This is a genomic window from Paludibacterium flexuosum (genome assembly GCF_037076605.1).
Taxonomy (GTDB): domain Bacteria; phylum Pseudomonadota; class Gammaproteobacteria; order Burkholderiales; family Chromobacteriaceae; genus Paludibacterium.
In genome coordinates this window covers 2,202,828-2,215,679 of the sequence record NZ_AP029060.1, presented here as the reverse complement: position 1 = coordinate 2,215,679, position 12,852 = coordinate 2,202,828, and the positions used below count along the sequence as shown (strand labels likewise).

The 12,852-nt window shown below is 64.0% G+C and carries 11 protein-coding genes; 4 read left to right on the top strand and 7 right to left on the bottom strand.

The window, feature by feature from the left end; all coding sequences use genetic code 11:
* Positions 1–85 precede the first annotated feature (85 nt).
* Positions 86–1,915: a glutamine--fructose-6-phosphate transaminase (isomerizing) gene (glmS, locus tag AACH39_RS10550; protein WP_338619878.1), complete on the bottom strand. Its 1,830-nt coding sequence runs from the start codon at positions 1,913–1,915 to the stop codon at positions 86–88.
* A 125-nt stretch (positions 1,916–2,040) separates the two neighbouring features.
* Here glmS and AACH39_RS10545 point away from each other — a divergent pair, with 125 nt between their 5' ends.
* Together AACH39_RS10545 and AACH39_RS10540 are read left to right on the top strand one after the other, a co-directional pair.
* Entirely contained in the window at positions 2,041–2,523 is a 483-nt protein-coding gene (locus tag AACH39_RS10545; protein ID WP_338619876.1) for an Lrp/AsnC family transcriptional regulator, read from the top strand.
* Between the two features lie 156 nt (positions 2,524–2,679).
* On the top strand, positions 2,680–3,903 hold the full coding sequence (locus AACH39_RS10540; RefSeq protein WP_338619875.1) for a Bcr/CflA family efflux MFS transporter: 1,224 nt from the start codon (positions 2,680–2,682) through the stop codon (positions 3,901–3,903).
* On the opposite strand, the gene AACH39_RS10535 is transcribed toward AACH39_RS10540, so the two are convergent.
* A complete protein-coding gene (locus AACH39_RS10535; RefSeq protein ID WP_338619874.1) occupies positions 3,788–4,654 on the bottom strand; it encodes a helix-turn-helix transcriptional regulator in 867 nt (288 codons plus the stop codon). The two genes, AACH39_RS10540 and AACH39_RS10535, sit on opposite strands and share 116 nt — an antisense overlap.
* 104 nt (positions 4,655–4,758) lie before the next feature.
* Between AACH39_RS10535 and AACH39_RS10530 the strand changes: the two genes are divergently transcribed.
* Positions 4,759–5,535 carry a class I SAM-dependent methyltransferase gene (locus AACH39_RS10530; RefSeq protein ID WP_338619873.1) on the top strand — a complete coding sequence of 259 codons (777 nt, stop codon included), beginning with the start codon at positions 4,759–4,761 and terminating at the stop codon, positions 5,533–5,535.
* On the opposite strand, the gene AACH39_RS10525 is transcribed toward AACH39_RS10530, so the two are convergent.
* The 5 genes from AACH39_RS10525 to hemC all read right to left on the bottom strand — a co-directional run bounded on the left by AACH39_RS10525 (position 5,532) and on the right by hemC (position 9,943).
* Positions 5,532–5,981, bottom strand: a complete 450-nt coding sequence (locus AACH39_RS10525) for a hypothetical protein (RefSeq protein ID WP_338619872.1) — start codon at positions 5,979–5,981, stop codon at positions 5,532–5,534. The two genes, AACH39_RS10530 and AACH39_RS10525, sit on opposite strands and share 4 nt — an antisense overlap.
* A gap of 65 nt (positions 5,982–6,046) precedes the next feature.
* Complete coding sequence (locus tag AACH39_RS10520) at positions 6,047–7,255, bottom strand: heme biosynthesis protein HemY (protein ID WP_215780067.1); 1,209 nt, start codon at positions 7,253–7,255, stop codon at positions 6,047–6,049.
* Positions 7,252–8,268, bottom strand: coding sequence for a uroporphyrinogen-III C-methyltransferase (locus AACH39_RS10515; protein WP_215780068.1), 1,017 nt, complete (start codon positions 8,266–8,268; stop codon positions 7,252–7,254). Before AACH39_RS10515 ends, AACH39_RS10520 begins: the two co-directional genes overlap by 4 nt.
* A complete protein-coding gene (locus tag AACH39_RS10510) occupies positions 8,265–9,017 on the bottom strand; it encodes a uroporphyrinogen-III synthase (RefSeq protein ID WP_338619871.1) in 753 nt (250 codons plus the stop codon). The genes AACH39_RS10515 and AACH39_RS10510 overlap by 4 nt, the downstream gene beginning before the upstream one ends.
* Positions 9,014–9,943, bottom strand: a complete 930-nt coding sequence (gene hemC, locus AACH39_RS10505) for a hydroxymethylbilane synthase (RefSeq protein WP_338619870.1) — start codon at positions 9,941–9,943, stop codon at positions 9,014–9,016. Before hemC ends, AACH39_RS10510 begins: the two co-directional genes overlap by 4 nt.
* A 147-nt stretch (positions 9,944–10,090) precedes the next feature.
* Here hemC and ppc point away from each other — a divergent pair, with 147 nt between their 5' ends.
* Complete coding sequence (gene ppc / locus AACH39_RS10500) at positions 10,091–12,793, top strand: phosphoenolpyruvate carboxylase (protein ID WP_338619869.1); 2,703 nt, start codon at positions 10,091–10,093, stop codon at positions 12,791–12,793.
* Positions 12,794–12,852 lie beyond the last annotated feature (59 nt).

Sequence of the window (12,852 nt, the reverse complement as noted above, 5' to 3'; positions counted from 1 at the left end):
AAATACAAGACCTGACCCCGAACTTGTGTGCCGGGACGCAAAATACAAGACCTGACCCCGAACTTGTGTGCCCCGAGCTGGCGGATTATTCGACGGTGACGCTCTTGGCCAGATTGCGTGGTTTGTCGATGTCGGTGCCGCGGGCGACGGCGGTGTGGTAGGCCAGCAGTTGCATTGCCAGGGTATGCAGCAGCGGGGAGAGATGGCCGTAGTGTTCGGTCAGGCGGATGGCCCGGATGGATTCGCCTGGTTCGATGGCGCTGTCGCGGTCGCAGAACACATAGAGTTGACCGCCACGGGCGCCGACTTCGTGCAGATTGGATTTGAGTTTTTCCAGCAGCCGGTCATTCGGTGCCACGGCCACCACCGGCATCTCTTCGCTGACCAGTGCCAGTGGTCCGTGTTTCAGTTCGCCGGCCGGGTAGGCTTCGGCATGAATGTAGGAAATCTCCTTGAGTTTCAGTGCGCCTTCCAGCGCGACCGGGTAGTGCAGGCCGCGACCGAGGAACAGGGCGTGGGCCTTGCCGGCAAAGTGTTCGGCCCAGGCGATGATCTGCGGCTCCAGGGCCAGGACGGCGCGCATGGACTGCGGCAGGTGACGCAGGGCCTTGAGTTCGGCGGCTTCCTGTTCGTCGCTCAGGCGGCCACGGGCTTGTGCCAGGCACAGCGCCAGCAGGTAGAGTGCGACCAGCTGGGTGGTGAAGCCCTTGGTGGAGGCGACACCGATTTCGACGCCGGCACGGGTGAGGAACTGCAGCTGGCATTCGCGCACCAGGGCGCTGCTGGCGACATTGCAGATGGCCAGGGTGCGGGTCATGCCTTGTTCACCGGCGAAGCGCACGGCCGCCAGCGTGTCAGCGGTTTCGCCACTTTGCGAGATGGCGACCACCAGGGTGTCGGGGTGGGCAATGCTGTCGCGGTAGCGGTATTCGCTGGCGATCTCCACATCGACCGGGATGCGTGCCAGGCTCTCGATCCAGTATTTGGCCGTCAGGCCGGCGTAGTAGCTGGAGCCGCAGGCCAGGATCAGCACGCGTCCGGTTTCGCGCAGCGCCGGATAGGCGCCGTCGCCGAACAGCTCGGGCATGATGGCCAGCACATCGTGCAGGGTGTCGGCCACTGCGCGCGGTTGTTCGAAGATCTCTTTCTGCATGTAGTGGCGATAGGGGCCGAGTTCGACCTGGTTGTCCTGGGCGCTGACGAAGCGGACCGGACGCTCGACCGCTTGCCCCTGGGCATCGCTGATCCAGTAGCGCTGCAGCTGGATGTCGGCCACGTCGCCTTCTTCCAGATAGACAAAGCGTTGGCAGACCCCGGCCAGTGCCAGGGCGTCGGAGGCCAGGAAGTGTTCCTGCTCACCCAGGCCGAGTACCAGCGGGGAGCCCTGGCGTGCGCCGACGACGCGATGTGGTTCTTCGCGGCTCAGCACGGCGATGGCGTAGCTGCCGTTGAGGCGTTGTACGGCCTGCTGTACCGCCTCGAACAGATCGCCGCGGTAGAGGTAGTCGATCAGATGGGCGATGACTTCGCTGTCGGTCTGGCTGGCGAAGTGGTAACCCTGCTGCTGCAGCATCTGTCGCAGTTCATCATGGTTTTCGATGATGCCGTTGTGCGACAGGGCGATGCGCGGCTGTTGTTCATCGGGCGAGAAATGCGGGTGGGCATTGCAGGTTTCCGGTCGTCCGTGGGTGGCCCAGCGGGTGTGGGCAATGCCGGTATAGCCGCTCATGGCCTGGGCAGTGACATGGGCCTGCAGGTCGGCGACCCGGGCTGTGCTGCGGGCGCGTTGCAGTTGTCCGTTCTGGTACAGGGCGACGCCGCAGGAATCATAGCCACGGTATTCCAGTCGCTTCAGCCCCTCGACCAGGATGGGCAGGATATTGCGTTGCGCCACGGCGCCGACAATGCCACACATGCGGTTGCTCCTTGTTGAATGATGTGGTTATGCTAGGTCGATTGCGGTGTTGAATGGTTTCAAAAAACTCAGGTATATGAAACGATTCGTCAAGACATTTGAATATTGAAATCGAATTTCAAAATATGACTTATCAAGAAATTAATCATCAGGTGGATGAGCTGGATCAGCGTATTCTGCAGCAGCTGCAGCAGGATGCCGACCTGAGCAATCAGCAGCTGGCCGAGCGGGTGCATGCCTCGGCGCCCACCTGTCTGCGTCGGGTGCGTCGTTTGAAACAGCTCGGACTGATCCAGCGCACGGTGGCCCTGGTGGCGCCGCAGGCGCAGGGGATTGGCCTGACGGCGCTGGTGGAAATTTCGCTGGAGCGTCAGTCGGCTGAGGCACTGGCGGCTTTCGAGGCGCTGGTGGCCGACGAGCCGGCCGTGACGCAGTGCTATCGGGTGTCTCCCGGGCCGGATCTGGTGCTGGTGCTGGCGTTGGCCGACATGCCGGCCTACCATCAGCTGGCGCATCGCTTGCTGACCACGCAGGCCAATGTCCGTAATGTGCGGGCCTTTTTCGTCACTCACTGCAGCAAGTTTTCCCCGCATTCTCCCTTGTGCTGATGCCGGCGCCGTCAGCACATCGGAATGCTCTGATGTGCTGTCTCAATGTATCGCGGCATGATGTTCGCGACCTTCTCTTCGTCTGTCAGACGACCTGTTTGACTCCCTGATGGTTTCAATGGGCAGCGGGTGCTGCCCCCTGCAACAAGGATTGGCATGACTACTGTTTCCCTGGCGCTGTCGGCGTCACGGCGCACGGCGATCGTGCGCGTTTTGCTTTGTCTGTTGCCGGTAATCGGCATGGTGGTGGACCTGGTGTCGCCGTCGCTGCCAGCGATCACGCTGGCGCTACATACCAGCCAGACGCTGGGTCAGGATTTGATCAGCCTGTATCTGTTCGGTTATGCGCTGGGTAACTTTGTCACCGGTTTTCTCACCGATGCCTGGGGACGGCGCCGTTTGCTGCTGGCAGCGATGTCCGGTTTCATGCTGACCAGCCTGCTGCCAGTGTGCTGGCCGACGATCGGCATGTTGTTGCTGACCCGCTGGTTGCAGGGGCTGATGATCGGCTCGATCTCGGTGGTGGCGCGTTCGATCTATTCGGACGTGCTGGCGCCGTCGGAGCTGGTGCGGCTGGGGGTGCTGACCGGCAGTATGTTTGCCCTCGGTCCGATCATTGGTCCCTTGCTCGGTGGCTATCTGCAGGTGTGGTTTGGCTGGCAGGCCAGCTTCGTGTCTCTGGCCGCACTGATGGGGCTGCTGTTGCTGCTGATCCGCCGCATCGTGCCGGAGACGCATTTCAACCGTCATCCGCTGCAGCTGGCGATCATCCGGCGCAATCTGGCCGAGGTGCTGCGTCATCGCGAGTTCATGGGGCTGGTGCTGATGATGGGGGCGGTGTACTCGCTGAGTATTGCGTTCAATACCGTCGGCCCCTTCCTGATTCAGGGTCGGCTGCACTATTCACCCATCGTGTTTGGCCACATTGCCCTGTTGCTGGGCTGTGCCTTCATGCTGGCGACGTTTCTCTGCCGCTGGCTGATTGGCCGCTTTGCCGTCGAGCGGCTGCAGGCCGTCGCCACGCTGTTGCTGCTGGCCGTGGCGCTGTGCGGCTTGCTGGCGGGCTGGTGGCTTGGCAGCCATCTGGCGCTGTTGTGCATCGTCAGTGCGCTGATGTTCTGTGCCCAGGGGTTTATTTTCCCGATGTCGATGGGCAAGGGGCTGGCCATGTTCGGCCATATTGCCGGTACGGCCACGGCGCTGATGTTTCTGATCAATACCCTGATGACCAGCCTGACGGCGTTGGTGCTCAGTTTGCTGCCGATCAGTGATCCTCAGGATCTGCTGTGGGTGTATCTGGTGCTGTCCCTGGTCTGTCTGCTGGCACACCGGATGCTGATTCAGCCTCGCCCGGCCCGTCTGGCACGGGCAGCAGGGTGACCAGTTTCCATTGGGGGTGCTGCGGCAGGTGCAGGGTGAACTGCCGGTAGCAGTGCAGCTCACCGGTCGGATGACGAAAGCGGCGTATGCCTCCTTCGCGTTGCAGTACTTCCTGGGCGTCCCACCATTGTCGAAATGCTTGGCTGTGTTGCGTCAGTTCGTCGATCAGCAGCCAATGCAGCGGGTCGCGGGCCAGTGCGGCGCTGTCGGCGCGGTATTCGGCAACCAGCCGTCTGGCTCGCTGCGGCCAGTCGACGATCCACTGCCGGGCGCGCGGGTCGAGAAAGACGAAGCGCAACAGGTTGTGCTCCGGTGCGGCGGGCTGATCCAGCCAGCCGGCAAAGCGCTGTTGCGCCGCCAGGTTGCTGGCGACGATATGCCAGTGAGGGTCGAGCAGGTAGGCGGGGGTCTGCAGGGCCGCCAGCAGGGGGGACAGCGCGTGCGGGTCGTGATGGCGCTGTGCGGGTTGCGGGTCGCTGCGGGCGGCCAGCTGAAACAGATAGTGACGTTCGGCGAGGGACAGCTTTAGTCCGCGGGCGATGGCCTGCAGGGTCGGTCCGGACGGGCTGCTGACACGTCCCTGCTCCAGCCAGGTATACCAGGTGGGACTGATGCCGCACAGCAGGGCGACTTCTTCGCGGCGCAGGCCGGGGGTCCGACGGCGCTGTCCGGGGGGCAGGCCGACTTCCTGTGGTTGCAGGCGTGCCCGGATGGCGCGCAGAAACGTACCGAGCGGGGCGGGATCAGACATGAGCTTATCCAGTTGGCAGTTAGCTCTGATAATAGGATAAGTGCTTATCTTGTAACAGTATGGTGTGGCGCCTAAGCTGACTGCACCATGATCGGGAGAATGCCATGACACACCATGCTGAAACCATTCAACAGCAGTTTGATCCGCAGGCGCAGGCCTATCTGACCAGCAGCGTGCATGCCGATGGGCCGGATCTGCGCTGGTTGCGCGAACAGTGCCTGCCCGCCTTGCCGCCTGGTGGTCTGGCGCTTGATCTGGGCTGTGGTGCCGGTCATCTGACGTTTGCGCTGGCGGCGCAGTTTGAGCGGGTGTGGGCGCTGGATCCCTCGCCTGCCATGTTGCAGACGGTGCAGGAGGAAGCCAGCCGGCGCGGGCTGGGGCAAGTCGAGACGATTGAGGGCGTGGCGCATTGTCTGCCCTTTGCCGACGGGCAGTTTGACCTGGTGGCCAGTCGTTACAGTGCCCATCACTGGGGCGATGTTGCCGGTGCGCTGGCCGAAGTGCACCGGGTATTGCGCCCGGGGGGCACCTGGCTGCTGATCGATGTCGCGGGGCATGAGTCGGCGCTGGTGGATACCCATCTGCAGACTTTTGAGTTGCTGCGGGATCGCTCACATCTGCGCAATTACAGTGAGACGCAATGGCGCGGGATGCTGGCTGCAGGGGGGCTAAGCCTGCAGCAAGTGCAGCACTGGCCCTTGCGTCTGGTGTTTGCCGACTGGGTGGCGCGCATGCGCACGCCAGCACCGCTGGTGCAGGCGATCCGCTTGTTGCAGCAAGGGGCGCCTGCCGAGGTGGTGCAGGGCCTGCAACTGGAGGCGGATGGCAGCTTTACCGCTTCGACGCTGGCCATGGTGGCCGTCAAGGCGGGGGTGGTTTAGTGCTTGTGCCGGGCGTAGTGACGGTGCCAGCGGCCGAGCCGGGTCGGGTCGGTATAGGTTTGCAGATTCCCTGTGCGGTCGTCGCTGGCGACCAGCTTCAAGGTATGACTGGTCTGGTCAAGTAAAAGGAGTCTGGCATCCGGACTGGCGGCCGCACTGCCGTACATCCCCCGCTTGTCGATGCGTACGCTGCTGATACCGTGCGAGGCCAGACCTTCGGCCAGCAGTCGGTAGGTGTCGGTGTGCAGGCCACGAGGGCTGTTGCCATTCCGGTCGGTGGGGCCCGAGCCGGGAATGATCAGCGCCGCAGTTCGGTGTGCCGAACTTGCCGCGAGGAGCGTGCCTTGCAGCGGGCCTTGAGGACCAGGGGCCCGAATATCCGTTGCGGCGGCCAAACTGGCAGCGGTCATGAGACCGGACGCCAGACGGCGTTGTGTTGTGTTCATTGCGCAGATTCTGCCTGCAAAAAAGGACGCCGAGGCGTCCCTTTGTCCTGAAGGTTTCCCGACAATCAGTAACCCAGGTTGAGCGCCAGTTCCAGGCTGTCGCGGTAATGCTGGGCAGCTTGCTCTTCCTTGCCGGTCTGCTGGAACAGCTTGACCAGTTCGGCATGGGCAATCAGGGTCGGCTGGATCGATAGGCTGGCTTCGAGATAGCTCTGTGCCTTGCCCCACAGTTGCTGGCTCATGGCCAGACGGCCCAGGGCCAGCAGCAGCATGTGGTCGCGCGGGCGCTGTTTCAGCCATTGCTCGCCGGTCTTGATCAGCTCCAGGCGGCGGGTCTCGGTCAGCTGGTCGGCCAGATGCGCCAGTTCGCGCGTCAGCTCCGGCGTGGCGCTGTCTTCATCTGCAAGGGCTTCGCTCAGCAGGACGGCAGCCTGGTCGGCTTCTCCCGCCTCGACGAGTCGCGACACCACGCGCGCGACCAGTCCGGGCAGCTTGCGCTCGGCCTCGGGCACTTTACGCAGCCAGTCGAGGATCTCGCGACCGTTGATCAGGGTTTCCAGCTGCTGGCTGTAAGCCGCCTGACGATAGCGACGGGCCTGTTCCGGTTCGAGCGCGTCTGCCTTGAGCAGCTTTTCGGTCAGCGACAGCACGGCTTCGGGTTGCTTCTGCTGCAGGCGGATCTTGAGCTCCAGCCGCAGGGCATTGGTCAGGTTGGGCGAGATCGAGCGGGCACGGTCGATGGCGGCCAGGGCGCCGAGCGGGTCCTTGGCTTCCAGCCGCAGATCGGCTTCCTGCATGTGGCGAGCCAGTTGCAGTGATTCGGGCAGGGCATCGAGGCGGGCCAGGTAGTCATCACGCTTGTCGTAGTCATGCTGGGCACTGGCCGAACGGGCAGCAATCAGCAGGGCGAGGGCCTTGTTCTCCGGTGCATGCTCGCTGTCGACCGCGCGTGCGGCCGCGCGCTCGGCTTTCTGGAAGCGCCCTTCGAAGAAGGCGATGCCGGCATCGCGCAGCGCATGGCGTGCCTGCTTGAGCTGCTTCTGGCGCTGGAAGCGGCGTACTTCGGCCGGCAGTCCGGCTGCCAGGCTGAGCAGGCGCAGCAGGCCATAGGTGACGGCGATCAGGGCGATGGTGGCCACGATCAGCAGGTTGAAGGAAAACTCGATGCGCCACGGCGGCAGGTAGAGGATGGCGTAGCCGCTGTTGACGGTGGCTGCCAACCCGACCAGCACGGCCAGGGCGAACAGGCCGGTGATCCAGATCACGAATTTCACGGCTTGACCTCCGGCGCGGCCTGCGCGCTGTTGACGGCCTTCAGGCTGGCAGACAGATCGGGCAGGGCATTGTTGATCGGCGCGTTCTTCAGCTCGGCCAGCAGGGCCAGCCATTGCTGGGTGGCCGGGGCGCTGTGGTCAAAGTAGCGGTCGATGTAGCTCTGCAAGGCGACCATGTCGGCATTGAAGGGGGCAGCATTGCGTTGCAGCAGGGCTATGCGGGCATCCAGCAGATGCAGCTTGAGGTTCTCGCGCAGCTGGAAGGACTGCTCCGGCGTCAGCAGGATGGCCTCCGGCTTGTCGATGCGGCGGATGCGCACCAGTTCGCCGAAGCTTTGCGAGATGTCATGGATCAGCTGGCTCCAGAACGGGGCGTTGCGGTCGTAGGCCACCGCTGTGACCGGCTGGCGCTGGATGTCGACGCTCAGCGGCAGTTTGTCCACGCCCTGGCTCAGGCTGTCGATGCGGGCCGACAGACCGATGATGTCGAGGAAGGGCAGGGCGCGCAGCGCCTCCAGATCCTGGGCGACCGCTTTTTTGACGCCGATGAGTTCCGGCCGGTCGAAGGCGGCCAGTCTGGCATCGACGGCCTGCAGGGCCGTGATGGCACTGGGGACGTTGCCGGCCAGCTGCAGTTCCTGGCTGGCCAGCGCCAGGGCATGGCCGACTTCGGACAGCAACCAGTCGGAGCGCACCTTGCTCATGTCCTGATACATATTGCTCAGGGCGGCGAACTGACTGTTCGACTGGTTGATGCGCGCTTCCAGCATGGCCAGTTTGCCATCGGTGGCGCGCAGCTGTTCGGTCATGGTCTTGACCGCCGGCTCGACGCTGCGGCGTGCCAGATCCTGCCGCACTGCGCTCAGTTGCAGCTGGGTGTCGTAGAGCTGCCAGCCGGAAAAGGCCAGGGCGCCTAGCGCCAGCCACAGTGCCCAGTTGAAGGGCTTTTTCTCTTGTGGTGGCAGGGTGGGTTGTTCGGACTTTTCTGCGTCCAGCAGCTGGGATTCGCTCATGGATGACGGGAGAACCATTCTTTGAGGCCGGCGACCATTGCTGCGTCGTCCGCCCGGGTTGTCACGATCCGCGCCACGCCTAGTGCCGCCAGTCGCTCGGCGATACGAGGGTGTGGCACACAGTACTGCAGGCATTGTAGCGTCCGGGCACGGTCGCTGCCAGCAAGCCGAAACAATCGTTCGACAATTTCGCTCGTGGTGGCGATGCAGGCGTCCAGCTTGCCCGCTGCCGCCTGGCGGTCAAACAGGGCCCAGTCCGGTGTGGTGTCGACCCGCCGATAGATGTCGGCGAAGGCGACCCGGGCACCGCGTTGCTTCAGCGCCTGTGCCAGTTCTTCACGGCCGTTGGCGCCGCGCACGATCAGTATGAACTGGTCTCGGATGTCCTGCAGTTCGGTCAGGGCCAATAGCGATGCGCTATCACTGCCTGCCTGAGGGTAGATTACCTGACGTTGCGCCAGCTTGCCGAGTTTTTCTGCGCTGGCGGCCCCGACGCAGGCCAGCCGCGGCGTGGTATTCATCTCGCGCAAGGCCGGCCAGCCGAGGTCGATGGCGCTGGGGCTGGTAAAGATCAGCCAGTCGGCCGCGGCGGCGCGCGGCGCCAGCGTGGCCAGCACGGATGGCTCGGGTTCGATGGCGATCAGCGGAAAGCGCAGCGGTCGGGCGCCCTCCGCGCGCAGCAGCGCCTCCAGAGCGCCGGACTGGCTGGCCGGGCGGGTGATCAGGACGGTGCGTCCGGCGAGGCTCATGCCTGTTGCTGCAGGATGTCGGCGATCAGGCTGCGGGCATCCTGTTCATCCAGCTTCTTCGCCACGGCGCGCCCGAGGGCTTCGGCATAGTCGCGCGGGGCACTGGCCTCGGCGCGCAGGATGACCGAGCCGTCCGGGTGAGCCAGCAGGCCGGTCAGGGTCAGGATGTCCTCGCGCAGGGTGGCAAAGGCCCCGAGGGGCAACTGACAGCTGCCGCCCATTTCGCGAGCCAGGGCCCGTTCCGCGCTGACGCAGGCATGGCTGTCGGCATCATTCAGCGGTGCCAGCAAGGCGTGCAGATCGCTGCGGTCGGCGCGGATCTCGATGCCGAGTGCGCCCTGTCCGGCGGCGGGCAGACTGTCATCCGCTTCGATCAGGGCAGCGATGCGCTCGCCCAGTCCCAGACGCTTGAGGCCGGCGGCGGCCAGAATGATGGCGTCGTAATCGCCGTTGTCCAGCTTGGCCAGACGGGTCTGGACGTTGCCGCGCAGCGGGCGGATGGTCAGGTGCGGGAAGCGTGCGCGCAGCTGGGCTTCCCGGCGCAGGCTCGAGGTGCCGACCACGGCGCCGTGCGGCAGTTGGGCCAGGTTTTGGTAACGGTTGCTGACCAGGGCGTCGCGCGGGTCTTCGCGGGTACAGATGGCGGCGAGGGCAAAGCCCTGTGGCAAGACCATGGGAACGTCCTTGATCGAGTGCACGGCCAGGTCGGCCCGGCCCTCCTGCAAGGCGACTTCCAGTTCCTTGACGAACAGTCCCTTGCCGCCGATCTTGGCCAGGGTCTTGTCGAGGATCTGGTCTCCCTGGGTGGTCATGCCGAGAATCTCGACGGTCAGGCCCGGGTAGAGTGCTTGCAACCGGCTGCGGATATGTTCCGCCTGCCACATGGCCAGACGGCTTTCGCGACTGGCGATGACGATTTTGTCCATGAAGCGTTGATTTGATTTGGGTGGCGATGGCCGATTCTATCATGCAAGTTGTCTGGTTTTGCGCTGCAAAAAATGGCGTCCCAATCGCCGGGGAAATGAGGCAGAATGAACTCTGATCTCTAAAAACAATGAACCGGGTGACTAAGGGTGGATAACAAGAATCAATTCGAAAAGGATTTGCCGCTGCGCAATGATCTGGCGCGGCTTGAACGTTTGCTGGGCGAAGTGCTGAGCGAGCAGGCCGGCCCGCAGCTGTACCAGGAAATGCGGGCCATTCCGCAACAATTGCAGCAGCAGGGCAAGTTGCCCGCCAGCCTGCCGGCGGATGCCGACAGTGCGCTGGTGCGGGCCTGTGGCCTGTATGCGCAGCTGTTCAATATTGCCGAAGATCTGCACCATACCCGCCGCCGCCGGGCGCACCGGCTGGCCGGTTCGGCGCCGCAGCAGGGCAGTCTGGAGCGTGCCTTGCAGCAGCTGCAGCAGGAGCAGGTCGGTTTTGACCGCTTGTCCGGCATGCTGTCCGAGGCCTCGATCGTTGCCGTGCTGACGGCGCATCCGACCGAGGTGCAGCGCCAGAGCGTGCTGGACAGCCATCGTGCCGTGCGGCGCTTCATGCACCGGCTCAATCAGCCCGGTCTGCTGCCGGAAGAGAAAACCGAGCTCGAAGCCAAGCTCAAGCGTGCCATTCTGGCGCTGTGGCAGACCGCCGAGATCCGTCCGTTCAAGCTGTCGGTGCTGGACGAGATCAAAAACGGGGTGGCCTACCACCCGATGACCTTTTTCAGTGCGCTGCCCAAGGTGTACGAGCGGCTTAGCCAGCTGATCGCCGAAGGCTGGGGGCAGGCGCCGCAACTCAAGCCATTCCTGCGTGTCGCCAGCTGGATCGGCGGTGACCGTGACGGCAATCCCAATGTCGATGCCGATGTGATGCACAGCGCCATCACCCATCAGGCTGAAGCGGCTTTCCACCACTATCTGGATGAACTGGCCTCGCTGTACCGCGAGTTGTCGCTGTCGATTCGCCATGTCGAGGTCAGTCCGGCGGTCGCGGCCCTGTCGGCGGTGTCGCCGGATGACAAGGTCAGCCGCGAGGAGGAGCCCTATCGTCGCGCCCTGGCGACGGTGCAGGCGCGCCTGGCCAATACCGCCCGTCGGCTGGGGGTCAAACTGCATGGCCGCTGGCACGGGGATGATGACTACGCCGATGTGGCGGCCTGTCTGACGGATCTGCGTGCCATTGCCGAATCGCTGCGCAGCCATGGCAGCGCCAGCCTGGCCGAGGGGCGGCTGAGCCGGCTGATCCGCACGCTGGAGGTGTTCGGCTTCTTCCTGATGCCGCTGGACATGCGCCAGTTTGCCGGCCTGCACCAGCAGGTGGTGGGGGAGCTGTTTGCCCATGCCGGGCTGGAAGACTATGCCGCCGCCGATGATGCGCGCCGTGTCGAGCTGTTGCTGCGCGAGTTGTCTTCGCCGCGCGCCCTGGTGTCGCCCTTTGCCGCCTATAGCGAGCTGGCGCAGAAGGAGCTGGCGATTTTCCTCGAGGCGGCGCGTATCCAGCGTGACTTCGGTGCCGAGGCCATCGGGCAGAGCATCATCTCCAACTGCGCCTCGGTCAGCGACATGCTGGCACTGGCCTTGCTGCTCAAGGAGAACGGACTGATCCGTCTGGTCGATGGCCAGCCGGTGGCCAGCCTGAATCTGGTGCCGCTGTTCGAAACCATCGCCGACCTGCGTGCGGCGGATCAGGTGATGGATCAGTTGTTTGCCCTGCCCTGGTATCGCGCGCTGCTCAAGAGCCGTGGCGATCTGCAGGAAGTGATGCTGGGGTATTCCGACAGCAACAAGGATGGCGGTTATCTGACCAGTCAGTGGGAGCTGTATCAGGCTGAAACCCGTCTGGTGAACAGTTTTTCCCGTGCCGGGGTGCGTCTGCAGCTGTTCCACGGGCGCGGCGGTTCGGTGGGGCGCGGCGGCGGTCCGGCTTTCGAGGCCATCGTGGCGCAGCCGGCCGGATCGGTGGCCGGGCGTATCCGCATTACCGAGCAGGGCGAGGTGATCGCGTCCAAGTATTCCGACCCGGACATCGGCCTGCGCAATCTGGAGGCCCTGGTGGCCGCGACGCTGGAGGCGACCCTGAGTCAGGTGCACAGCGAACAGGTGGACCGTGCGGCGTTCGACGAGTTGTCTGCCGATGCCTATGCGGCCTATCGCCAGCTGGTGGAAACCCCGCGCTTCATGCAGTACTTCCTCGAAGGCACGCCGATCAATGCCATTGCCAAGCTGAATATCGGCAGCCGGCCGGCGTCGCGCAAGAGCCTGAATTCGATCACCGATCTGCGCGCCATTCCCTGGGTGTTCTCCTGGTCGCAGTCGCGTGTGATGTTGCCGGGCTGGTATGGCTTTGGTTCCGCGGTGACGGCCTTTGTCGAGCGCCACGGCCGCGGCGGCATGCAGCGCCTGCAGGACATGGCCCGCAACTCGGGCTTCTTCCGCGTGATCCTGTCGAATATGGAGCAAGTGCTGGCCAAGGCCGATCTGCGCATTGCGCGCCGCTATGCCGATCTGGTGGAAGACCGCGCGCTGGCGGATCAGCTGTTCAGTGCGCTGGAAAGTGAATGGCAGCGTACTCAGGAGGCGCTGTTTGCCATTACCGGCCAGAAGCAGCTGCTGGAAAACAACCCGACGCTGGCGCGCAGTCTGGCGACCCGCCTGCCGTATCTGGACGCGCTCAACCTGCTGCAGGTCGAGCTGCTGCGCAAGTTGCGCCGCAATCCGGATGATGCCGATGCGCTGTATACCATCCATCTGACCATCAACGGGATCTCGGCCGGCCTGCGCAACAGTGGCTGAGCGGTGACACGGGGCGGTGCGCCGCCCCGTTCGCCGGCGGCATCAAGAACGACAAAGAG